This window comes from Streptococcus sp. ZY171113 (genome assembly GCF_057748235.1).
In genome coordinates this window covers 961923-986593 of the sequence record NZ_CM173243.1, presented here as the reverse complement: position 1 = coordinate 986593, position 24671 = coordinate 961923, and the positions used below count along the sequence as shown (strand labels likewise).

The window sequence follows — 24671 nt, the reverse complement described above, 5'->3', positions numbered from 1 at the left end:
TATGTGTTGGGTTTTAGATTAGCGGTCGTATCCGCTTTCTATCTTTTCCATTGTAACTTTTTTCATGTCCGCTGTCAAGTCCGAGGTCAGGGTCAGCTGCTTCTCCGTAAACGGATTGTAAAAACTAAGCAGGTGGCAATGCAGGGCCTGACGACCAATGCCTCGTTCCAAGGAACCGCCATAGAGGTCATCTCCCAGGAGCGGTTGCCCAATATGGGAAAAATGCACCCGAATCTGATGGGTTCGTCCCGTATGCAGCTGAATATCCACCAGCTTGATGTCACCGTAACGGCCAACCACCTTGTAACTGGTGTGGGCTGGCTTGCCACTCTCATGCACCCGTCGAGTGATGATTGACGCTTCATCTCTAGCAATTGGGGCAAAAATCTCGCCCTCATCTGGCAGATTGTCTGGCCCAGCTACCAGAGCATAATAGCGTTTCTGAATGGCCTTGGTCTGCAACTGCTTGTCCAGTCTAGCATGGGCATAGCCGTGCTTGGCAAAGAGCATGAGACCGCTGGTGTCCCTGTCCAGTCGGGTCACGATATGAACCTGCTGGTTGGGGTAGTTCTGGCTGACCAAATAATGCTTGACAAAGTTGGCCATGGTGTTGGAATGAATACTGCTAGGAATAGAGGCGTAGCCAAAGGGTTTGTCGATAACCAGAAAATGGTCATCTTCGTAGACAATCTTCAGGTCGTGAGGAATGGCCTCCAAGGTTTCAAAGGGGGCCTCTGTTGGAATCTCGACTGCCACCACATCACCAACTGCCAACTGGTAAATGGCGTTTTCCGCTCGGCCATTGACCCAAATCCCCCCGCCCTTGTACTTAATCTTGGCCAAAAGGCCACGGGAAATGTCCTGCTGGCGAAGAAAGGTCTTAACCTGGCAGGGCTTATCTGCTACAAACTCAAACCTCATCGCTCCACATCCCCCAGAAAGGCCTCTTTGACCCGCTGCCAAAAGCTGGTGTGCCAAGGGGTGCTGACAAAATGCACCTGCTGGTCGTCAATCTGGTACTCAATCTTGGTGATGTCCCGATAAGTATAGGTTTTGTTATCAACCGACACGATGTAGCGGCCGGACTTGAGGGGCAAAATCTCAATCTTATCCTTCTTAGGCACGATGACCGATGAGCCAAGACTGCGGTAAACCCGATTGTTGATGCTGGCGATTTGGGTTAATTGCAGAGCTTCTATGGTGGGGTGGAGGACGGCTCCGCCGAGAGATTTGTTATAGGCGGTTGACCCTGTTGGGGTCGCCACCAGAAGCCCGTCTCCTCTGAACCGCTCCAGTTTGACCTTGTTGATGACCACATCAGCCACCATGGTTTTCTCAATTCGCTTGATGGTGGATTCGTTGAGGGCAAGGCCCGTAATCCGTCGCCCATCAGCCAGACTGATGGACACTCGGAGCACCGGATAGGACACCCGTTCCCCCTTGTCCGAACGCAGGTGTTTAATCAACTCATCAACCTGATTGTCCAAATAATCGGTATAAAAGCCCAGGTGACCCGTATGGATGCCCACAAACCGCACCCCGTCCAAATCCTTTTCGTACATGTGAAAGGCAGATAGGAGCATGCCATCCCCACCGATTGAAATGACCACATCAGGCTCTTTCTTGGTCAGGTAAATTTTGGCGTCATCCCTAAAAGCGGCAAAGAGCTTGCTGGCAATTCGCTTGCTTTGGGGCTTGTGGTTGGCAATGATTGCCACCTTGAGCTTATCGGTATAATTCATCTGTGTCATCACTGTTTCCAACCCCGTCGATCAGACCGCTAACTGGCGATTCAAAGAGCAACTGGGCCTCTCTAATATCATCTCTAATCTTGCTCATCTCATCGTCCAACTCCCTGGCGATGCGAGCCGTAATCTCCAAACGGTGCTTGATGTCGTCTGGAAAATTCCCCTGGTACTTGTAGTTAAGGGAGTGTTCAATGGTGGCCCAGAAGTTCATAGACAGGGTCCTAATCTGGATTTCCGCCTGGACGACCTTGCGCCCCTTGATGGTCTCAACTGGGTAGTCCACCACCACATGGTAGGAGCGGTAGCCGCTCTCTTTCATATTGGCAATGTAGTCCTTTTCCCGAATAATGGTCATGTCCTGGCGTTCTCGCAAAAGCTCAACCACCTTGTAAACGTCATCGACAAACTGAACCATGACCCGCAGACCAGCAACGTCTTCAACCCGCCCCAGGACCTCCGCCCGTTCAACTGACCCAGCCAAGGGAAAGCCTGTCCTTGGGCCCTTTTCACCTTCAATGACCCGCAAACGGTCAACCTTCTCTAAAATGCTCTCGTCAGATTTGACCCGCCCCGTCACAAACTCAATGGGCGAATGCAGGCCTTGCTTGCGAAACTGCTTCCTAATCCCACGCAGTTTAATCTTTAATTCCCCAACTGCTTGAATATAGGGGTCTAAAAATTCTTCCCAATCAAACATCTTCGCTCTCCTTCCATATACAAGCCCTGAATTTTATAGTAAAATAGAGGCAACACTTTATTATACCACAATATTTTTGAAAAAGCCTCGGAGGACAGGAGTTATGAACCATCTAGAAATTGAATACAAGAGCCTACTGACCATCGATGAGTTTAAGCGCCTGGACAGCCTCTACCAGCACATCAAACCCATCCAACAGACCAACTACTACATCGATAGTCCTGAAGCTGACCTGCGTAGCAACCGCCTGTCTCTGCGTATCCGAACCTACCCAGACCGAGCTGAATTGACCTTGAAAATTCCTCAAGAGGTAGGAAATTTGGAGCATAATCAAAACCTGGACTTGGAGCTGATTAAAGGGTTTAAACACCTGCTGACCCTACCCGATGGGGAAATTAAGGACAAATTGGTGGCCGCAGGTATTGACTTGAGCCGTTTAACCATCTTGGGACACCTGACCACCAGGCGGCGTGAGGTTCAGCTGGACATGGGCCTTTTGGCCATCGACAGCAACACCTACGCTGGGATTAAGGACTACGAGTTGGAGCTTGAGGTCGCTGACCCTGTTCAGGGCAAGGCTGATTTTGATGCCTTCTTAGCCAAACACCAAATCAATTTCAAGTATGCCAAGAGCAAGGTGGCCCGTTTTGCAGCCACCCTAAAAACAGAACACCCAAAACCAAAAAATAGGAGGAAATAAGATGAATCATTTAGGAACGATTAGTCTTGAGACCGACCGCTTACTGCTCCGCCCCCTGAAACCTGATGATGCAAAGGCCATGTACACCAACTGGGCGACCGATGAAGAGGTGGCCCGCTATGTGACCTGGGCTCCCCATGCCAATCTGGCAGAAACTCAGGAACTCATGGCCTTTTGGGCTAGCCAGTACGACAGGCCTGACTTTTATACTTGGGGCATTGAACTGAAGGCGACAGGCCAGCTGATTGGTACCTTTGCCTTTGTCGGTCTTTCTGACCGTGACCAAGTGGCTGAGCTGGGCTATGCCCTTGGAAAAAACTGGTGGCAGCAGGGTTATGCGACTGAGGCTGGGCTGGCCATCCTAACCTTTGGTTTTGACCGTTTGGGCCTCAACCGCATTCAGGCGGTTCACGATGACCGCAACCCTGCCTCTGGACGGGTCATGGAAAAACTGGGCATGACCTATGAGGGCACCATTCGGCAGGCACGGCTGGTCAAGGGTAAATTTGTCACCCTCTGTCACTATGGAATCCTTGCAGAGGACTGGACTGCCAGAACCAACTAGCTCTTTTTCACACAAGACCATGCGTTTTCAGCTGGTCTTTTTCTCTATTTTTTGGTAAAATGGGAATAACTATGGAAAAAGGAGCCAATCATGACTGAGCGTTACGCTGACAAACAACTGAAACTCTTCTCCCTGACCTCTAACCAGGACATCGCCCAAAAGATTGCTGACGCGGCAGGAATTCCCCTAGGGAAGCTCTCTTCTCGCCAGTTCTCTGATGGGGAAATCATGATTAACATCGAGGAAAGTGTGCGTGGGGATGACATCTACATCATCCAATCCACTAACAACCCGGTCAATGATCACCTCTGGGAACTCTTGATTATGATTGATGCTTGTAAGCGGGCCAGTGCCAACAGCATCAATGTGGTCATGCCTTACTTTGGCTACTCTCGCCAAGATCGGATTGCAAAGGACCGTGAACCGATTACCGCCAAGCTGGTGGCCAACATGCTGGTCAAGGCTGGCGCTGACCATATCCTGACCCTGGATTTGCACGCGGTTCAAATCCAAGGTTTCTTTGACATTGCTTTGGACAACCTCCTGACCGCTCCGCTATTTGCCAAACACTACATCGACATGGGCCTCAAGGGTAACGATGTGGTCGTGGTCAGCCCTAAAAACTCTGGCATCCGCAGGGCTCGGGCTCTGGCTGAGATCCTGGACGCTCCGATTGCCATCATCGACTACGCCCAGGACGACTCCCAGCGAGAGGAAGGCTACATTATCGGCGATGTTGCGGGTAAAAATGCGATTTTGATTGATGATATTTTGAACACGGGTAAAACCTTTGCTGAGGCGGCCAAGATTGTCGAACGGGGTGGGGCAACCGACATCTACGCTGTTGCCAGCCACGGTCTCTTTGCTGGTGGTGCAGCCGAGGTCCTCAATGCCGCTCCAATCAAGGAAATCCTAGTGACTGACTCTGTCAAGACCAAGGAAGCAAAACCAGCCAATATCACTTACCTCTCAGCCAGCGAGTTGATGGCGGACGCTATTATCCGTATCCATGAACGCCAACCACTCAGCCCACTCTTTGTCTACCATGACGAGGACGACAATGACTACTAAGGCTATCTATCTGGACCACGCCGCCACCAGCCCCCTCTGCCAAGAGGCCAAGGAAGCCATGCTAGAAGCCATGGAACTGGCGGGAAACCCGTCCAGCCTCCACACCTTTGGCCGTGAGGCCAGCAAGCTCCTTAGAGATTGCCGTGCTGACCTGGCACGTTTGCTGGAAACCAGTCCCCAACGCTTGATTTTCACTTCTGGTGGGACTGAGAGCAATAACCTGGCCATCAAGGGCTACGCTTTGGCCAACCAAGCCAAGGGCAAGCACCTGATTTCCAGCCAGATGGAACACCATGCGGTTTTGGATGTCCTGGCCTATTTGGAAAGTCGTTTCGGCTTTGAGGTCACCTTGTTGCCGCCGTCTGAGGACGGTACCATCACCGCCCAGCAGGTGGCCCAGGCCCTACGACCTGATACCATCCTGGTCAGCCTCATGTGGGCCAACAATGAAACGGGTCACATCAACCCTATTGCGGCCATCGCTTCGGTCTTAGCTGACCACCAGGCGGTCTTTCATGTGGACGCTGTTCAGGCGATTGGGAAACTCCCTGTCCTGCCTGAAGCTGCTGGAGTGGATTTCCTGTCCGCCTCCGCCCACAAATTCCACGGCCCCAAAGGGGTGGGGTTCCTCTATACCAAGGAGCACCGGCTGGACAAGCTCCTCCACGGGGGCAATCAAGAAAACCACCGCAGGGCCTCGACTGAGAACTTGATTGGCATTGCAGGCATGACCGCAGCCCTCAAGGCGGCTCTCGCTAAACAACCTCAGCAAAGAGCTGATGACCTGAAACAGGCCCTGATGGACCAACTGGAGGGCTGGCCTGTTTACTACAATAGCCCTGCTAACGGTCTCCCTCAGGTTATCAATCTAGGCATCACAGGGGCCAATAACGCCCTGCTTCTAACCCGATTGGACTTGGAAGGAATTGCTGTCTCTACCGGTTCAGCCTGTACTGCTGGTAACATCGAACCCAGCCATGTCCTGGCTGCCCTCTTTGGACCTGACGCTCCCCAGCTGAGGGAATCCATTCGCATCAGCACGTCTAGCCAGACCAGTCTGGCTGACATCACCAGCTTTACCCAAACACTGAAAAGGATTATTGGATAAGATTATGGCATTTGAACAAACCATTACCCTCAAAGACTGCAAGTACAGCTACACTATCAGCCCAAACATCAAAAAATATACCCTGCGTGACACCACCTTTATCCAAAACAAGCTCGGGAACTACGAACTGACCCGTCTCTTAGAAGAGGTCCCCAACTCTGGCGACGGTTTTCCCCTCAAGCTGACCATCAATGCCAACTTAACAGGAGCTAAATTAGCCATCACGGATAAATCCGGCCTTCGCTTGGTCAATATTTTCAAACACCCAGAGCACAGCATTCATCGGGACAAATTTTACTTCCTCATGGATAGTCTGGTTGACCGTCAAATTTTTGAAAAGACAGAAAGATAAGCCATGTTAATCATCACCTACCTCAACGCCTCCCAGCAGGAGTTCCAACTCAAGTACGATGACTATGCTGCTTTTGAGCGGGCTCAGTTGTCCTGTACAGCCCCTTTAGCCGACCACTACAAGGTGGTCAAGGTCACCTTAAATGGCCATGATATCCCTTATACTGGTCAATTTGGCGACCTCTACTTCCACTTGCTGAACAAAGATTTGAGCAGCTACCTCTAACACGCTTCCCTCCAAACCCAAAATGGAGGGATTTTTTTTAGGTTTATTTGTGAAAATTCTTGCTACTTTCACAAACTTTTTATATAATAGAATGAGAAAATTGTAACAAGGAGCCTGTCATGACTGACAAAACCATCCCAAACGCAACGGCTAAACGCCTGTCCCTCTACTACCGCATCTTCAAACGCTTCAATGCTGAAAAGATTGAGCGGGCCAACTCCAAACAAATCGCCGAGGCTATCGGTATTGACTCCGCCACTGTTCGTCGAGACTTTTCTTACTTTGGCGAATTGGGCCGCCGTGGTTTTGGTTACGATGTCAAGAAACTCATGGACTTTTTCGCTGACATTCTCAACGATAAGGCCGTAACCAATGTCTTAATTGTCGGTGTCGGAAATATCGGTCGAGCTCTCCTGCACTACCGCTTCCATGATCGCAACAAGATGCAAATCACCATGGCCTTTGATACTGACGAAAACCCTATCGTCGGTGGTAAAATCGGCGATGATGTTCCCATCTACGGCATTTCTGAAATCAAGAAACGCCTGATGGGAACAGACATCGAAACCGCCATCTTGACGGTCCCAAGTGTCAAATCTCAAGAAATCGCTGACCTTCTGGTTGACGCTGGTATCCGTGGCATCCTGTCCTTTTCACCGGTCAATCTAGATGTTCCAGACCATGTCGTGGTCCAATATGTTGATTTGACCAGCGAACTCCAAACCCTACTCTATTTCATGAACCAGCAAAAATAAACCAGCTTGCCATTACCTATCACGGTGATAGAAAAAACCTATTAGGCAAAACCTCCTTAAGCTGTTATACTGGTTAGCATGACTGTAAAAGGAGCCCCTATGACTAAGCCTCTCATCGGCATTTTTGCCAACCAACGCCTCAACATCGCTCTGGACAATATCCCCTGGACCTACGTCCCGTCTGGCTTTTCCAAGGGGGTTGAGGCTGTTGGGGGCGTGCCTGTCCTCTTTCCTATGACCTGCGACGAAGGCATTCTTAACACCTACATCAATCTGGTGGACAAGGTCATCCTGATTGGTGGCCAAAACGTTGACCCCCAATTTTACGGCCAAGAAAAAGCCGCCTTCGAAGACGACTACAGCCTGGAGCGTGACCTCTGCGAGCTCAAGGTCATCGACCTGAGCCGTCAGCTGGGCAAACCCCTCTTTACGGTTTGCCGAGGCACCCAGTTGGTCAATGTGGCCCTCGGTGGCAGCCTTCACCAAGACATTCCTGGCCATTGGCAGAGCGACTTGCCCCATGTGGCCACCCACGCCATCAGCATTGAAGAGGGGTCTCTTTTGGCTAAGGTCTATGGCAGAGCTGCTCAGATTAACTCCTACCACCGCCAGGCCATTGACCGGTTGGCAGACAACTTGACCGTTGTCGCCAGAGCTGAGGACCAAACCATCGAAGCCGTTGAATCAACAGACCCTAATTTTCGTTTCCTGGGTGTCCAATGGCACCCCGAACTCATCCATCAGGTCAGCCCAGACGACCTCAAGCTCTTTGACTATGTGGTCAATCACCTCTAACCAGCAAGCGAGGCTCAGGCCTCGCTTTTTCAGCAGCTCAATCCAACAAATCAGATTTTTCCCGAAAACTATAATATGTTTTCTTTCCTACAATAAGATGATCCAAAAAGACCAATCCCAAATCATCACAAGACCGCTTTAAGCTAGTGGTGAAACTAATGTCTTGCGGACTAGGTTGACAGGAGCCAGATGGGTGGTTATGGATAACAACCAAAGAAGTTGCTAAGGTCTTGCAAGCATAGTGGAGAATCTCCTTAGGTTCAGCCACCGACCGCCTCACACTACCAATAAAGACCGTCTGCTGGTGAATAATCCTGTTCTGACTGTCCAAGTAAAGGGCAACAAGGTGCTCCTGCTTCTTATCACCAAGTTCAGCCATCATGCGTTTAGCCAGGGCTATGCTTGATACCACCTGATCTAGCCGAGTTTGTTCAGCCTGATGAACCCGCTTGGAAAATTCCAACATGGCCTTGAGTTCCAAAGCCTTGACCTGACCAATCCCTGGAAAGGTTTGAAGTTCCTGGATGGACAAGTCCTTCAGCTCAGCGATGTTCCCTAACCCCTCAAGAAACTGATTAGCTAGGGTCAAGACCGACTCTCGACGAGTGCCAGTTCTCAAGATGATAGCCAGTAACTCCTGATTGCTGAGTTGTTCAGCTCCACAGGCAAGCAAGCGTTCACGAGGCAAGAGTGGTTCAGTCATCAATTCAACGTGATACATAAAAAATCCCTCCACCTACTTATTCGTAGAAGAGGGAGATTTTTATGATTTTTGACTGTTTTTCGCCCGTTTATGGACAATATCTTTCAAGATTTGGTAACAGCTTGCAGCCACTGGAACAGCAACCAGCATGCCCAAAATACCAGCCAGAGCACCGCCGATAGAAATTGCAACCAGAACCCAAATAGCTGGAAGACCAATAGAACCGCCAACCACTCGAGGGTAAATCAGATTGCCCTCAAGCTGCTGCAATAGAATGATAAAAATCAAAAAGATTACAGCCTCTCTCACCGACTGGGTCAGAATCAAAATCGTTCCCACTGTCACCCCAATATAGGCACCCACCACAGGAATCATAGCCGTTAAAGCAATCAAGAGGCTAATAGTTGCTGCATAGGGCAAGCCCAGCACCGTCATCCCGATGGCTGTTAAGGTGGCTAAAATAAGAGCCTCCAAACTCTGGCTAACAAAGAAACCACGGAATCGCTGGTCAAAAATCCCAAGCAAGTAGTAAACCGTAGCCGCAAATCGCCCCGCAAAAGTGTCAAGCAAGAGCCTGAACTGCCGCCCCAACTCTTCCTTACTGGCAAGAACATAGATGGAAAAAATCAAACTGATGAAGACAGTCATCAAGGCATTGGCAATGGAGCTGGCGGAGGTAACCAAGCCGGTCAAAAAACCTAGCAGCTGGCTCAGAAACTTCTGACTATATGAGGCCACCTGCTGGCTCAGGTCCACCTGTTGACCCGTTTTAGCCATTACCTCCTTGAGCCAGGCTTGTTCCTGCAGCTGCTCCAAAGAAGACTGCAACTGCTCCCAATCAACAACCAACAATTGCCTCAGACTGGCAATTACATCTGGCAAAATCACACTAAAAACGGTAAACAAGAGGAGAAAAAAACTCAGGTAAGACAGCAAGAGAGCAACTGGCCGCTTCAGCTTCCCGCCTCTCCTCCCAAAAAGCTTATCCCAAAGCCCTTCGTAGGTTGCCATCACGATATTGATGATGTAGGCCATGCCTGCTCCGATGAAAAATGGCTGAGCTGCCGTCAGGCCCGTTTCAACCAAATTAGCGGTCGATGACCAGTAGGTCCAAATCAGAAAACAGACCAGAAAACTGGCGACTAAGGTTGTAAAAACAGATTTATTAAGGTTCACTTGAACAGTCCTTTCAACATCACTAAAAACCAGTATAACACGACCTCACACATCGGACAACTAAAAAAGTGTCCGACAGGTCTAATGACCGATAAACTGGTCCAAAACAGCCAAAACCCCTGCCTGGTCATGATCTGGGGCCTCATATCTGGCCACTACTTTAACTGCTTCGGGTGCATTTGCCATGGCATAAGACTGAGCAGCCAGTTGCAGAAGTTCAATATCATTACCCCCATCACCAAAAGCCATAACCTCATGCGGAGCAACTCCCCACTTATCCAGCAGGTGCTTGAGCCCCCAGGCCTTGTGGAGACCTGTCTCAATCACATCCACCGACCCGTAGCCGCTGGTGGTAGCTGTCAAGTTGCCTGGGAAATTGGCATTGAAATCCGCTAAAATGGCCTCACAGTCCTCTTCAGGCAAGAGCATGCCCATCTTCAAAATCGGTTCATCAGGCAGGTCATCAAAAGTCTTGAGGCGCTTAATCCGTGATAAGAAAAGGGCCAACTGCTCCTCTTCAATCCCAGAAAATGTAGCAGGAAAATCAGTCGCCTCCAGCAGATAAAACGCTTCTGCAGTGCTAATGGACACCCGATAAGCCGCCTGCTTGTCACCGATATAGGCCAGAAACTGCTGAACCAAGTCCCTAGGCATGGTGTGGCGAACCAACTCCTGACCTCGGTCGATGACGTGAGCCCCATTGTCAGCCACGAAGGAAATTCGGTCTAAAAAGCCCTCAAACATGAGGGTCAAGCGGCCCATGTTGTTACCGCTGGCCACCACAAACTGGATACCACGCGCATCCAAATCCTCTAAGACCTGCTCAAACCGCTCCCGATCATAATGACCCTTACTGTCCAAAAAAGTCCCGTCCATATCTGTCGCAATCACTTTTATCATACAAGAAACCGTTTACCTTTCAAGGAAGTGCAATTGGGCTGCCTACATCTTTTAACAATTTCCTAACCCCTTGCTTTTACCCTGCTAATATTGTATCACATTATCAAAGTTTTATGCCAATAATAATGGCCATACCACATGGATATGACTTGCCCGTTCTTTAAAACATGAATCTACTTTTTTATCTTTATACAACGCTCTAGAACTGCCCTACTCAAACGGTAAACTTGGGGCGACAAACAATCTCATCAAGGTCATTAAACGAAATGCCTTTGGCTTTCGGAACTTTGAAAACTTTAAATCTCGTATTTTCATTGCCATAAACATAAAAAGAGAGTAGACAAGTCTTGGAACCCACTGAAAAAGTTATCGTTTGATGGCTTTTTTTGCTTTACTAAAGTTGAGGTGATGGCATGCTTGATAATCAGTTGACATTAGATATTAGTGCCTATTCTACTTTGTATGATATTGTGCTTCCTAAAATTCATTTTTTACATCAGTTAATGGAACTTTGTGATTTTAGCTTTATTTATGATGAGCTGGAAAAGAATTACCGTCTTGATTTTGGACGTCATGCCTATTCGCCAGTCATGATGTTCAAGTATCTCTTGTTAAAAGACATCTATCAGCTATCTGATGTGGATGTGGTGGAGCGCTCCTTTTCCGAAATGGCCTTCAAATACTTTCTTGGTCTAGCTCCTGAAGACCTTGTCATTGAACCGTCCTAATTGACTACATTCCGAAAACTTCGGATTAAAGATGAGAAACTGCTCGATTTACTGATTAATAAGTCCGTGCAAATCGCGATTGAACACCATTTGATTAAAAGCAAGATTCTCATCGTGGATGCTAGTCATACCAAAAGCTCATTATAATAAGAAACCTCAGGAAATCCTCCGAGAACGTTCAAAAACGTTGCGAAAAACCGTCTACCAATATTCTGAAGAGATCAAAGCAGAATTTCCTAGCAAGCCTAAAGAAGATACACTGGAAACTGAGTTAAGCTATACTCAAGAATTAATATCGGTCATTGAGACCCATGACGAATTGACTGGAATACCAGCTGTCTCACAAAAACTTAATTATCTCAAAGAAGCTGTGGAGTATGATTTAGAGCACTTGGAGCCCTCTATTAAAGAAGAGGCTAGAATTGGTCATAAGAGTGCGGATACGTTCTTTTACGGGTATAAAGAGCATTTAGCCATGACAGATGAACGGCTTATTACAGCCTGTGTGGTGACGTCTGGTGAAAAAAGTGACGGCCCTGTTTTAGAAGAATTGTATCACAAATCTAAAGTAAATGTTGTAACAATCGAAGCTATTGTTGCAGATAAAGCATATTCTGGGAAGAATAATAGTCAATTTACCAAGAAAGAAAAAGTGCATTTAGTCGTTAAGCGACATCCAGCTGTTTCAAAAGGCTGTCGTAGGAAGGAAGATGAGTTTTTCTATAACAAGAATGTCGGTCTCTTTGGTTGTCCTGAAGGGCATATAGCAATAAAGAAAGCAAAAACAGGGAGAACAAGGAAAAAATATACCCCTCAGGAAACCCACTATTTTGACATTAATCACTGTCAAACCTGCCCTTCAAAAGTGAGCTGTTATAAAGAAGGTGCTATGTCTAAAACGTATTCCATAACCCTTAAAAGTGATGAGCACCTCTTTCAGAAGAGGTTTGAAGAAACGCCCTATTTTAGCTTCGCTACAAAATAGAAGCCAAAAACGAGGAACTTAAACAGAGACACGGTCTTGATGTGGCTAGGGCATCAAGTCTTTTCAACATGGAGTTACAAGCAACCACAACCATCCTCGTGGTTAATATGAAGAGGATTATAACTCTAATAAACCCAAAATAAGGAAAAGCAAAAAGGAATCTATCCCAATCATGAGATATATTCCTCTTTTTCGTTTCAGGTAGACGATAAAGCTTTTATTTTTTCAGTGGGCTCCAAAATTTGTCCTCTCTAGGTGTTAAAAACCAAAAAGAGATGATCCAAGGATCATCTCTTCTTTGTCTTATTCAGACTTAATTTTTCTTGCGACGACGCAGGGCTACAAGGCCGAGAGCCGTTGTTAAGAGGCTAGTGCCCACAAGAGTAGCAAGCGAGCTTGAATCACCAGTGCTTGGCAGAGCCTTAGCGACTTTCTCAGCTGCTTTCGGAGCTGGCTGAGCAACTGCGGCAGGAGCTTTTGGAGCTTCTGACTGAGCAGGTGTCACAGGCTTAACTGATGTTTCAGGAGTAGCTGGCTTCGCTGGGGTCTTAACCTTGCGGTAAACGTTAATCACGTTACCATCCTTGTCAGTTGTGGTTGAAACAATCTCATAACCTGGGATTGGTGCGTTTGGATGGCTACCACCTTCTGTTACTTGGATTGGATGACCATTTTCATCAAGGAAGCTGGTCACAACTTGTTTAGATGGGGTCTTAACCTTGCGGTAAACGTTAATCACGTTACCATCCTTGTCAGTTGTGGTTGAAACAATCTCGTAACCTGGGATTGGTGCGTTTGGATGGCTACCACCTTCTGTTACTTGGATTGGATGACCATTTTCATCAAGGAAGCTGGTCACAACTTGTTTAGTTGGGGTCTTAACCTTGCGGTAAACGTTAATCACGTTGCCATCCTTGTCAGTTGTGGTTGAAACAATCTCGTAACCTGGGATTGGTGCGTTTGGATGGCTACCACCTTCTGTTACTTGAATTGGATGACCATTTTCATCAAGGAAGCTGGTCACAACTTGTTTAGATGGGGTCTTAACCTTGCGGTAAACGTTAATCACGTTGCCATCCTTATCAGTTGTGGTTGAAACAATCTCGTAACCTGGGATTAGTGCGTTTGGATCTTGACCTTGAGTTGGGTCTTGAATTGGGTTACCGTTCTCATCAACGTAAGTTGTGCTTGGTGGCGTTACCTTGCGGTAAACGTTCTTCACATTACCCTTAGCATCCGTCTCAGTCGATACAATCTCGTAGCCTGAGATTGGAGCATTCGGATTTTGACCTTGAGTTGGGTCTTGAATTGGGTTTCCGTTCTCATCAACGTAAGTTGTGCTTGGTGGTGTTACCTTACGGTAAACGTTCTTCACGTTACCCTTAGCATCCGTCTCAGTCGATACAAGCTCGTAGCCTGAGATTGGAGCATTCGGATTCTGACCTTGAGTTGGGTCTTGAATTGGGTTACCGTTCTCATCAACGTAAGTTGTGCTTGGCGGTGTTACCTTGCGGTAAACGTTCTTCACATTGCCATCAGCATCCGTCTCAGTCGATACAATCTCGTAACCTGAGATTGGAGCATTTGGATTTTGACCTTGAGTTGGGTCTTGAATTGGGTTGCCCGCTTCATCCACATAGTTGGTCTTAACAACTTTCTTGTAAGTATTAACCACATCGCCATTTGGTGTTGGAACACTTGAAACAAGTTCGTAGCCCTCGATTGGAACGTTTGGTTTCGCACCTTCTTCTGGTGACTTGATTGGGTTTCCATTCACATCAACAAAGATGGTTGAAGGCGTTGTTGGTGTTACAATCTTACGGTAAACATTGACCACATTGCCAGCCTCGTCAGTTCGAGTTGAAACGATTTCGTAACCAGGGAGTGGAGCGTTTGGATCCTGACCGTCCTTACGAGGTGAAATAGTGTTACCTGCTTCATCTACATAAGTTGTGTTCGGTGTTGGAATCATCTTATAAACGTTAACCACATTACCATCTGGATCTGTTGTCGTTGAAACAATCTCGTAACCCTCGATTGGAGCGTTTGGATCTTGACCTTGAGTTGGGTTTTGAATTTGCTTACCATTCTCGTCAACATAAGTGGTTGTTGGTGGAACAACTTTCTTATAAACGTTAACCACATTGCCTTTGGCATCTGTTACCGTCAAGACAACCTTGTAGCCCTCGATTGGAGCGTTTGGATGCTGACCTTCTGTTGGGTCTTGAATTGGGTTACCGTTCTCGTCAACGTAAGTTGTGCTTGGTGGTGTTACCTTACGGTAAACGTTCTTCACGTTACCATCTTTGTCGGTTGTTACTGAAACAATCTCATATCCCTCAACTGGAACATTAGGGTTAGTACCCTCTTCTGGTGACTTGATTGGGTTACCAGACTCGTCAACGAAGGTTGTTGTTGGTGGAACAACTTTCTTATAAACGTTCTTCACGTTACCTGTAACTGGGTCAATCGTTGTTGACACGATGGTGTAGCCATCAACAGGAACACCTGTCTTCTGACCTTCTTCTGGTGTCTTGATCGGGTTACCAGCTTCATCAACGAAAGTAGTAACTGGAGTAGCTGGCGTTTCAACCTTACGGTAAACGTGTTTCACATCGCCATTCTCAGCAATCTCAGTTGTTACCAACTCGTAACCTGGGATAGTTTCTGAAGACTTAGAACCATCTTTCTGTGGTGAAAGGGTATTGCCTTTTTCGTCAACGAATGTGGTTACTGGAGTAACTGGCGTTACAACCTTACGGTAAACGTTACGAACATTGCCGTCTTTGTCAGTTGTTGATGACACAATAGTGTAACCTTCAACTGGAGCGTTAGGGTTGGTACCTTCTTCTGGTGACTTGATTGGGTTACCAGCTTCATCAACGAAGGTTGTTGTTGGCGTTACAGTCTTCTTGTAAACGTTACGAACATTACCATCTTTGTCGGTTACGCTTGTAACAATTTCGTAGCCTTCGATTGGTTCATTAGGGTTAGAACCAGCTTTCTCAGGTGAAATTTCCTTACCGTCAAGATCAACGTAAGTCGTCACAGGAACTTTCTTGTAAACGTTGCGAACGTTACCAGTTTCTGGGTCTGTCACTGATGACACAATCTCGTAGCCTTCGATTGGAGCGTTTGGATCTTGACCGTTTGCTGGGTCTTTGATTGGCTTACCAGCTTCATCAACGTAAGTCGTTTGAACTGGAGCGTAAACGTGAGTCACGTTACCCTTCTCGTCAACCTTGGTTTCTTTAACGTAGTAGCCGTCAAAGGTTGATGGGTCAAGTGTGCCGTCTTCTTTAGGCTTGAGAACAGTACCATCTTCAGTCACATACTCAGTTGTCTTCTTAGCGTAAACGTGAGTGGTGTTACCATTTTCATCAACCTTAGTCTCTTTGACGTAGTAGCCGTCAAAGGTTTCAGTTGGGTTAGTACCGTCTTCCTTAGGTTTAAGAACTGTGCCATTCTCAGCGACATGCTCGGTTGTCTTCTTAGCGTAGACGTGAGTGGTGTTACCTGTTGCTTCATCAACCTTAGTTTCTTTGACGTAGTAGTCCGCCAATTTCGCTGGGTCGAAGGTACCATCAACCGTTGGAATCAAGCTCTTACCTGCTTCATCAACGTAAGATGTTGTCTTAGGCGTTACTTCTGGTGTGTAAGTTGCAGTGGCCTTGGTGCCGTTAACGTCTTGACGAACGACAGTCACGCCTGTGCCCTTACCAGTGAAGTTCTCTTCTGGAGTGAAGGTTACAGTGCCGTCTGGAGCAACAGTGTAAGTACCTTCGCCTGGAACAACTTTTTCAGTTTTGCCGTCTTCGAAGGTTGCTGGAACAGTGTCGTCCATTGGAACAGCCTCGTTACCAGGTGTGAACTCAACCTTAGCAGATTGTGGTTTACCTTGAACATCTTTAGTTGTTTCTGGCTCACCCTTAGGTGTTACTGGCGTTACAGTTGGGATGTAATCCGCAGTAACTGGCGTGCCGTTGTTATCAACACGTTTAACCGTTACACCTTTGGCACGACCTGTGAAGTCTTTCTCAGGAACGAAGGTCACAACGCCGTCTGGAGAAACTGTGTAAGTACCTTCACCTGGAACAACTTTTTCAGTTGTGCCATCTTCAAAGGTTGCAGGCTCTTTCAAGTCAATTGGTGTTGACTCATCACCTGGTTCAAAGACAGGTTTACCAGTTTGTGTCTTACCTTGAAGATCAGTTGTCTCAACCGGTGTACCTGTTGGAACAACTGGCGTTACAGTTGGCGTGTAAGTCGCTGTCGCTGGCGTACCGTTAGTGTCAACACGTTTAACTGTTACACCTTTAGCACGACCGGTGAAGTTCTTCTCTGGTGAGAAGGTTACTGTACCGTCTGGGGCAACGGTGTAGACACCTTCGCCTGGAACAGTCTTCTCAGTTGTGCCATCTTCGAAGGTTGCTGGTACAGTGTCGTCCATTGGAACAGCTTCATTACCAGGCTTAAAGACTGGCTTGTCTGATTGTTCTTCACCCTGAGGACCGGTTGTTTCCTTAGGCTCTCCTGTTGGTGTTACTGGGGTTACGGTTGGCGTGTAGGTTGCTGTCGCTGGCGTACCGTTGGTGTCAACTCGTTTAACCGTTACACCTTTGGCACGACCTGTGAAGGTCTTCTCTGGTGTGAAGGTTACTGTGCCGTCTGGGGCAACTGTGTAAGTTCCCTCACCTGGAACAACTTTCTCAGTTGTACCATCTTCGAAGGTTGCTGGAACTTTTTCGTCGATTGGCGTTGCGTCGTTACCTGCCTTGAACTCAGGTTTACCAGTTTGTTTAGCACCTTGAATATCAGTTGTTTCAGCTGGTTCTGCTGTTGGCGTTACTGGGGTTACAGTTGGCGTGTAGGTGGTTGTAACCGGGGTACCGTTGGTGTCTTTAGCCTTAACGGTTACACCCTTAGCACGGCCTGTGAAGGTTGGTTCTGGTTGGAAATCAACACTGCCATCTTCTTTAAGCGTGTAAGTACCTTCGCCTGGAACAACGACTTCCTTAACTTCTTCACCTTGAGCGTTAACAAGAGTAAGGCTGTCCTTATTGATTGGAGCAACGGCATCACCTTCTGTAAAGGTTGGTGTACCGTTTTGTTTCTTACCTTGAACATCAGTTGTTTCAGCTGGTTCAGCTGTTGGCCTTACTGGGGTTACGGTTGGCGTGTAAGTCGCTGTCGCTGGCGTACCGTTGGTGTCAACTCGTTTAACCGTTACACCCTTAGCACGACCTGTGAAGGTCTTCTCTGGTGTGAAGGTTACTGTGCCGTCTGGAGCAACTGTGTAAGTTCCCTCACCTGGAACAACTTTCTCTGTTGTGCCATCTTCGAAGGTTGCTGGAACAGTGTCATTCATTGGAACAGCGTCGTTACCAGCCTTGAACTCAGGTTTACCAGTTTGTTTCACACCTTGCTTGTCAGTCGTTTCAGCTGGTTCAGCTGTTGGCCTTACTGGGGTTACAGTTGGCGTGTAGGTGGTTGTAACCGGGGTACCGTTGGTGTCTTTAGCCTTAACGGTTACACCCTTAGCACGGCCTGTAAAGGTTGGCTCTGGTTGGAAATCAACACTGCCATCTTCTTTAAGCGTGTAAGTACCCTCGCCTGGAACAACGATTTCCTTAACTTCTTCACCTTGAGCGTTAACAAGAGTAAGGCTGGCCTTATTGATTGGAGCAACGGCATCACCTTCTGTAAAGGTTGGTGTACCGTTTTGTTTCTTACCTTGAACATCAGTTGTTTCAGCTGGTTCAGCTGTTGGGGTAACTGGTGTCACTTTTGGCGTGTAAGTTGTTGTAACTGGTGTGCCGTTTTCATCCTTAGCTTTAACAGTAACTGGAGTTGCTGTACCTGTAAAGGTTGGTTCTGGTTTGAAGTCGATGGTGCCGTCTTCTTTAAGGGTGTAAGTACCCTCACCTGGAACAGTCAATTCTTTGACTTCTTTACCGCCAGCGTCAACCAAAGTGATGGTGCTGTTGTCGATTGGAGCAACCGCGTCACCTTCTTTGAAGAGAACTTTAGCATCAGTGTTTTGAGTCACACCTTGCTTGTCTTCAGTTGTTGCTGGTTCTGCTGTTGGAGCAACTGGAGTAACTGTTGGCGTGTAAGTTGTGTCAACTGTGGTGCCGTTCTTATCTGCTGCACGCAGTTTAACTGGGTCTGCTGTACCAACAAAGTCTGGGTTTGGTTGGAACTCAACCGTTACCTGACCATCTTCACCCTTAACAAGGCTGTAAGTACCAACTGTTTTCTTCTGACCTGGGTTTTCTGGGTCATCGATGGTCGCTGGAACTGGTTGGTCTGTTGGATTACCGTCGGCACCAAGAAGCGTGATGGTGTCGTTTTGGATAGGGGCAACCTTATCACCTTCTTTGAAGAGTGCTTTAGCGTCAGTGTTTTGTGGCTCACCTTGCTTGTCTTCTGTACGAGCTGGTTCTGCTGTTGGTTTAACTGGCGTTACAGTTGGCGTGTACGCAGCTTTAGCTGGTGTGCCGTTCTTATCCTTAACTTGAACAGTGATTGGGTCTGGTGTACCAACAAAGGTTGGATTTGGTTGGAAGGTTACCTGGCCTGTAGCTGGGTCAATGGTGTACTTACCAACTTCCTTACCATCTTTAGTTGCTGGCAATTCCTTAGCGTCAGTTTCTTCGCCAGTTGCTGGGTCGATAAACTTAGCTGGCTGAGCTTCTGTGATGGTAATTGGTGCTGTCGCATCGCCAGGTGTAAAGGCAAGTTCAGACGTTTGTGGTTGACCTTGAAGACCTGTGGTCTCGTCTGGTGTGCCTGTTGGTGTGATTGGCGTTACAGTTGGCGTGTAAGTTGTGTCAACTGTGGTGCCGTTCTTATCTGCTGCACGCAGTTTAACTGGGTCTGCTGTACCAACAAAGTCTGGGTTTGGTTGGAACTCAACCGTTACCTGACCATCTTCACCCTTAACAAGGCTGTAAGTACCAACAGTTTTCTTCTGACCTGGGTTTTCTGGGTCATCGATGGTCGCTGGAACTGGTTGGTCTGTTGGATTACCGTCGGCACCAAGAAGCGTGATGGTGTCGTTTTGGATAGGGGCAACCTTATCACCTTCTTTGAAGAGGGCGTCAGCGTCGCTTGACTGTTTCACACCTTGCTTGTCAGTTGTACGAGCTGGTTCTGCTGTTGGTTTAACTGGCGTTACAGTTGGCGTGTACTTAGCTGTAGCTGGTGTACCGTTTGAGTCCTTAACCTGAACAGTGATTGGGTCTGGTGTACCAACAAAGTCTGGATTTGGTTGGAAGGTTACCTGACCAGTTGTTGGGTCAATAGTGTACTTACCAACTTCCTTACCATCTTTAGTTGCTGGCAATTCCTTAGCGTCGGTTTCCTTACCAGTTGTTGGGTCGATAAACTTAGCTGGCTGAGCTTCTGTGATGGTAATTGGTGCTGAGTCATCGCCAGGTGTAAAGGCAAGTTCAGACGTTTGTGGTTGACCTTGAAGACCTGTGGTCTCGTCTGGTGTGCCTGTTGGTGTGATTGGCGTTACGGTTGGCGTGTAAGTTGTGTCAACTGTGGTGCCGTTCTTATCTGCTGCACGCAGTTTAACTGGATCAGCTGTACCAACGAAGTCTGGGTTTGGTTGGAACTCAACCGTTACCTGACCATCTGCAGCCTTAACAAGAGTGTAAGTACCAACTGTTTTCTTCTGACCTGGGTTTTCTGGGTCATCGATGGTCGCTGGAACTGGTTGGTCTGTTGGTTGATTATCTGCACCAAGAAGTGTGATGGTGTCGTTTTGGATAGGGGCAACCTTATCACCTTCTTTGAAGAGGGCGTCAGCGTCGCTTGACTGTTTCACGCCTTGCTTATCAGTTGTACGAGCTGGTTCTGCTGTTGGTTTAACTGGCGTTACAGTTGGTGTGTACGCAGCTTTAGCTGGTGTGCCGTTCTTATCCTTAACCTGAACAGTGATTGGGTCTGGTGTACCAACAAAGGTTGGATTTGGTTGGAAGGTTACCTGGCCTGTAGCTGGATCGATGGTGTAGGTACCAACTCGCTCACCATCTTTCATGGCTGGCAATTCTTTAGCGTTAGTTTCTTCTTTAGTTGCTGGGTCGATAAACTTAGCTGGTTGATCTTCTGTGATGGTAATTGGTGCTGAGTCATCGCCAGGTGTAAAGACAAGTTCAGACGTTTGTGGTTGACCTTGAAGACCTGTGGTCTCGTCTGGTGTGCCTGTTGGTTTAACTGGGGTTACAGTTGGCGTGTACTTAGCTGTCGCTGGAGTGCCGTTAGCGTCCTTAACCTGAACAGTGATTGGGTCTGCTGTACCAACAAAGGTTGGATTTGGTTGGAAGGTTACCTGACCAGTTGTTGGATCAATAGTGTAAGTACCAACTCGCTCACCATCTTTCATGGCTGGCAATTCCTTAGCGTCTGTTTCCTTACCAGTTGTTGGGTCGATAAACTTAGCTGGTTGATCTTCTGTGATGGTAATCGGAGCTGAGTCATCACCAGGTGTAAAGACAAGTTCAGACGTTTGTGGTTGACCTTGAAGACCTGTGGTCTCGTCTGGTGTGCCTGTTGGTGTGATTGGCGTTACAGTTGGCGTGTAAGTTGTGTCAACTGTGGTACCGTTCTTATCAGCTGCACGCAGTTTAACTGGGTCTGGTGTACCAACAAAGTCTGGGTTTGGTTGGAACTCAACCGTTACCTGACCATCTGCACCCTTAACAAGGCTGTAAGTACCAACGGTTTTCTTCTGACCTGGGTTTTCTGGGTCATCGATGGTCGCTGGAACTGGTTGGTTTGTTGGTTGGCCATCTGCACCAAGAAGCGTGATGGTGTCGTTTTGGATAGGGGCAACCTTATCACCTTCTTTGAAGAGGGCGTCAGCGTCGCTTGACTGTTTCACGCCTTGCTTGTCAGTTGTACGAGCTGGTTCTGCTGTTGGCTTGATTGGCTCAACACGTGGTGTGTAAGTAGCTGTCGCTTTTTCTGGCAATTCAGCACTTGTACCATCAGCGTTGGTTACCTTGATAGTCGCTTCAACCGTTACTGGTGTTGCAGTTCCTGTGAAGGTTGGTAGTGGGGTAAAGGTTACCTTACCAGTTGCTGAATCGATGGTGTAAGTCCCTTGGTTTGGAACAACAACCTTACCTTCAGCGTCTGCACCTTGAAGAGCGTAACCAGAGATTTCACGTTTAGAGGTCGCATTTGAATCAGTCTCTGAACTTGTATCGTTCAGCTTAAACTCAGGAGTATCGCTCTGCGGCTGACCCTGCAATCCTTCTGTACGCTTATCAACCGTATCAACCATAGGCTCTGTTACACGTGGAATGTAGACTGAGTCCATGGTTTTTGTCGCAAGAGTATGCGTGCCATCGTTGACATTCACAACTTTGTTGTCTCCAAGTTGGTTCTCAGGTACATCAGCTGTCCAACCAGTTGTTAAGCCGTTTTTATCTGTTGCACGTAAAGCAACTCCCTTAGCTGTTTTGTTCACAAAACTTGGTTCTGGGGTAAAGGTTACATTTCCTGAACCATCAACTGTATACTTACCTTCTCCTGGCTCAGTGTATTCTGACACAAGGCTACCGTCTGGAGCAACGATTTTGACATCAACCGTCGTATCAATTGCGTTGGTCTTGCTGTCATCATAAGACAAGGTACCATACGCTGTAAAATCAATCTTCGCACGTTGTGTTTCACCTGGACCACCTGATGTTTCTTCACGCTCACCACGAGGTGGATGGATAACCTGAGTTTGGAAGTCCTCAACCTCACCTGAGTAAGCTGTACCTGTTGGCAATTTAATGTCATTCTCATTCGTCGCAATACGGACACGAACACCCAGTTTCTGAATGTTAGTGTCTACGATTTGTTTGGTTGTGTTCCATGTCAAGGTGTAGCTATTGCCATCGCCATTAACAGTAACAATATCAGACGCTTCACCTTCATCAGTAAAGTCACCATCATTGTTAAAATCAACAAAACCACGTGTGTAGGCTGGAGCAGCACCGTTAGCATTTGCAAAAATTTTCAGGCTATATTCACCAGTGTCAGCACGTTTCAAAGTGTAGTTGTTGCCAGGTTCGGTAAATTCACCCATCAATTGGCGAACGCCCTCATCAGCTGTAAACTCTTCGTCGTCTTTACGCCAAGCTGTACCTGAAATTGACTTTTCAGTATCTGCTTTAATAGATCCCAATTGTGGCTGTTGAATCGCTGTACCATCGATAGAAGAAACAGTGCTCAACAAGTGAATGGCATCACCATAAGAAGCTGGTGCATCACCCGTATCGGTGAAAACAAAACCAACCATAACACCTTGCTGACCTGTTGACGCAATGTAAACCCCCAGCTCATCTGTGTTTGTGGATACGACAAAGGCTTTAGCTCGTCCTTGTCCTTGTACTGGACCAAAAACTTGGCTTCCTAGACCACCAGTTACTTGGTCTGGACTTGCGTAAGCACGACCAACTTCTGGAGTGTCTTTATAAATTGTCGCCACACGAGCCGTATCTTCACGACCAAAACCATTATAGCCGGTCAAACCTGCTGGTGAAGTTGGTGTCAAGGTTCCAGCATTCGCTGTTGAGTACGTGTTAGCACCTTCACCGAACAGACCCAACAGTGCCCAATTTCCGCCTGTTGTCGTCGAGATTTCCGCCTCACCAGCGTGAGCTTCCTCACCTGTTACCGTAATAACAGATGGTTTCGTTGGTTCGCCATTATAAGTCGCTGATAATTCAAATACAATACCAACGTTGGCACCATCCTTAGCCGAACGAATAACAGTTGCTGCTGTACCGGTGTTAAACGGTCTTGAACCATCTGCCCCCTGAATATTACGAACAACTGCCCACTGGTTCTGACGAACGGCAACGAGATTAACGGGTTGGTTAGCATTTGCTTGTGCACCATTCGTTGAGATACCGATATTTTGTGTATCGATAACTGGCCCACCACGATCCTTATAGGTATCCGTTGCACCAAAGTTTTGGAGAGCCTTGATTTTAGCTGTGACAATGTAGCCTGGAGCAATCTCTTTGGTATATGTTGCCCCCACATTCAGGGCAGTGAGCGAGTTCAAGCCAGTCCAAGCAGCAGAGTCAGCAAAGTTGATCCATGAAATTTGTTGACCCAATTGTTTAGGATCCTTACCATTGTTGGCTTCATCGCCTGCGGTAATCTTCTGAGCTGGATTAGCTGGACGAGCTGTTGCATCTGTCACTGGAACCGTGCTACGGAAACCAGAACCAGTTTCTGGTGCTGGGGCAGCAGCATTTTCACGACGAACCGTTACCTTGAGGGTACGGGTTGATGAATCACGCTCTACGATGGCCGCTGCGATGGCATTGTTAACCACATCAAAAGCTGTACCCGCGTTATTGGCTGCACCTACAGCCACATAACCTTCTGGCAAGTCAAGTTTAACTGTGATATTGAAAGTGTGCGGTTGACCAGCTGGTGTCGAGCTTTTCTCAGAAACCGAATAGTTTTGTTGCTTGATTTGCTCACCTGTTTCTTCGTCAACGTACTGAACTCGGTATGTTGTGGCCACATCACGGGTTGGCAGAGCTGCTCTGGATTCAGCAACTGGAACTTCATCCTTAGCCTCAGTTGAAGGTGCTGTTTCCTCAACTTTAAGTTCGTCTTGTTTCGCCTCTTCTTTAGAAGCCTCCTCGGTCTTAGCCTCAGCAGTTTCAGCACTTGGCTCACTTGCTTCCTTAGTTTCCACAGCCTTTTCTGCTGGTCCTGACGCTTCGCTAGTCACCTCTGACGTCTCGTCAGTTTTAAGGGCAATGGCCGACTCGCCTTCTGTTTCCGTCTCAGCTTCAGGCGTCTCCTCCTCTGAGCTGGTGGTCGTACTTGTGGTTGTTACTTCAGCAGTGGTAGCTGTTGAGACTTGCTCAGCTGCTACTGCCTGACTACCTGTCACCAACCAAAAAGCGGCAACGGCAACCGAAGCAACACCAACATTGAATTTACGAATCGAGAACCGCTCGCGTTTATCACGCTTGTCTACCCGACGCAATCGCTTGTTAGTTTCCATTTAAGAAAAACTCCTTCCAAATATTAAAAACGTTATGTGGGAGTTTACAAACATCCCATCATACAATGACTAGTTTAACAAATTTCCTTTGAAAAAACAAATAAAAAATAACGACGTTTATTTTTT

General features: G+C 47.5%; 15 protein-coding genes and 3 pseudogenes. 10 read left to right on the top strand and 8 right to left on the bottom strand.

Annotation, left to right across the window (positions count from 1 at the left end):
* Positions 1 to 18 precede the first annotated feature (18 nt).
* The 4 genes and pseudogenes from AC3ARB_RS04600 to AC3ARB_RS04585 all read right to left on the bottom strand — a co-directional run.
* Positions 19 to 921 carry an RluA family pseudouridine synthase gene (locus AC3ARB_RS04600; protein ID WP_488321379.1) on the bottom strand — a complete coding sequence of 301 codons (903 nt, stop codon included), beginning with the start codon at positions 919 to 921 and terminating at the stop codon, positions 19 to 21.
* Entirely contained in the window at positions 918 to 1751 is an 834-nt protein-coding gene (locus AC3ARB_RS04595) for an NAD kinase (RefSeq protein WP_488321378.1), read from the bottom strand. Before AC3ARB_RS04595 ends, AC3ARB_RS04600 begins: the two co-directional genes overlap by 4 nt.
* Positions 1726 to 2274, bottom strand: coding sequence for a GTP pyrophosphokinase (locus AC3ARB_RS04590; protein WP_488321531.1), 549 nt, complete (start codon positions 2272 to 2274; stop codon positions 1726 to 1728). The genes AC3ARB_RS04595 and AC3ARB_RS04590 overlap by 26 nt, the downstream gene beginning before the upstream one ends.
* Positions 2275 to 2282: 8 nt before the next feature.
* A pseudogene (locus tag AC3ARB_RS04585) lies at positions 2283 to 2445 on the bottom strand (GTP pyrophosphokinase); the annotation flags it as partial.
* Between the two features lie 103 nt (positions 2446 to 2548).
* Here AC3ARB_RS04585 and AC3ARB_RS04580 point away from each other — a divergent pair.
* From AC3ARB_RS04580 to AC3ARB_RS04545, 8 genes are all read left to right on the top strand, one after another.
* Positions 2549 to 3145: a CYTH domain-containing protein gene (locus tag AC3ARB_RS04580; RefSeq protein ID WP_488321377.1), complete on the top strand. Its 597-nt coding sequence runs from the start codon at positions 2549 to 2551 to the stop codon at positions 3143 to 3145.
* A gap of 1 nt (position 3146) precedes the next feature.
* Complete coding sequence (locus AC3ARB_RS04575; RefSeq protein WP_488321376.1) at positions 3147 to 3710, top strand: GNAT family N-acetyltransferase; 564 nt, start codon at positions 3147 to 3149, stop codon at positions 3708 to 3710.
* Between the two features lie 90 nt (positions 3711 to 3800).
* Positions 3801 to 4781, top strand: coding sequence for a ribose-phosphate diphosphokinase (locus AC3ARB_RS04570; RefSeq protein ID WP_488321375.1), 981 nt, complete (start codon positions 3801 to 3803; stop codon positions 4779 to 4781).
* Positions 4771 to 5889 carry a cysteine desulfurase family protein gene (locus tag AC3ARB_RS04565; RefSeq protein WP_488321374.1) on the top strand — a complete coding sequence of 373 codons (1119 nt, stop codon included), beginning with the start codon at positions 4771 to 4773 and terminating at the stop codon, positions 5887 to 5889. The genes AC3ARB_RS04570 and AC3ARB_RS04565 overlap by 11 nt, the downstream gene beginning before the upstream one ends.
* A gap of 4 nt (positions 5890 to 5893) precedes the next feature.
* Positions 5894 to 6241, top strand: a complete 348-nt coding sequence (locus AC3ARB_RS04560; protein ID WP_488321373.1) for a DUF1831 domain-containing protein — start codon at positions 5894 to 5896, stop codon at positions 6239 to 6241.
* Between the two features lie 3 nt (positions 6242 to 6244).
* Positions 6245 to 6466: a DUF4649 family protein gene (locus tag AC3ARB_RS04555; RefSeq protein WP_488321372.1), complete on the top strand. Its 222-nt coding sequence runs from the start codon at positions 6245 to 6247 to the stop codon at positions 6464 to 6466.
* 119 nt (positions 6467 to 6585) lie between these two features.
* Positions 6586 to 7221, top strand: a complete 636-nt coding sequence (locus AC3ARB_RS04550; RefSeq protein ID WP_488321371.1) for a redox-sensing transcriptional repressor Rex — start codon at positions 6586 to 6588, stop codon at positions 7219 to 7221.
* 99 nt (positions 7222 to 7320) lie between these two features.
* Complete coding sequence (locus AC3ARB_RS04545) at positions 7321 to 8016, top strand: gamma-glutamyl-gamma-aminobutyrate hydrolase family protein (RefSeq protein WP_488321370.1); 696 nt, start codon at positions 7321 to 7323, stop codon at positions 8014 to 8016.
* A 37-nt stretch (positions 8017 to 8053) separates the two neighbouring features.
* On the opposite strand, the gene radC is transcribed toward AC3ARB_RS04545, so the two are convergent.
* The 3 genes from radC to AC3ARB_RS04530 form a co-directional block, all read right to left on the bottom strand.
* Entirely contained in the window at positions 8054 to 8737 is a 684-nt protein-coding gene (radC, locus tag AC3ARB_RS04540; RefSeq protein ID WP_488321369.1) for a RadC family protein, read from the bottom strand.
* A 42-nt stretch (positions 8738 to 8779) separates the two neighbouring features.
* Positions 8780 to 9895, bottom strand: coding sequence for an AI-2E family transporter (locus AC3ARB_RS04535; RefSeq protein ID WP_488321368.1), 1116 nt, complete (start codon positions 9893 to 9895; stop codon positions 8780 to 8782).
* A gap of 81 nt (positions 9896 to 9976) precedes the next feature.
* Positions 9977 to 10795, bottom strand: a complete 819-nt coding sequence (locus AC3ARB_RS04530) for a Cof-type HAD-IIB family hydrolase (protein ID WP_488321367.1) — start codon at positions 10793 to 10795, stop codon at positions 9977 to 9979.
* Positions 10796 to 10988: 193 nt separating this feature from the next.
* Between AC3ARB_RS04530 and AC3ARB_RS04525 the strand changes: the two are divergent.
* Both AC3ARB_RS04525 and AC3ARB_RS04520 read left to right on the top strand, forming a co-directional pair.
* Positions 10989 to 11135, top strand: a pseudogene (locus AC3ARB_RS04525) (transposase); the annotation flags it as partial.
* Between the two features lie 73 nt (positions 11136 to 11208).
* Positions 11209 to 12651, top strand: a pseudogene (locus tag AC3ARB_RS04520) (transposase).
* 170 nt (positions 12652 to 12821) lie between these two features.
* On the opposite strand, the gene AC3ARB_RS04515 reads toward AC3ARB_RS04520, so the two are convergent.
* Positions 12822 to 24545, bottom strand: a complete 11724-nt coding sequence (locus tag AC3ARB_RS04515) for a YSIRK-type signal peptide-containing protein (protein WP_488321366.1) — start codon at positions 24543 to 24545, stop codon at positions 12822 to 12824.
* Between the last annotated feature and the right edge of the window lie 126 nt (positions 24546 to 24671).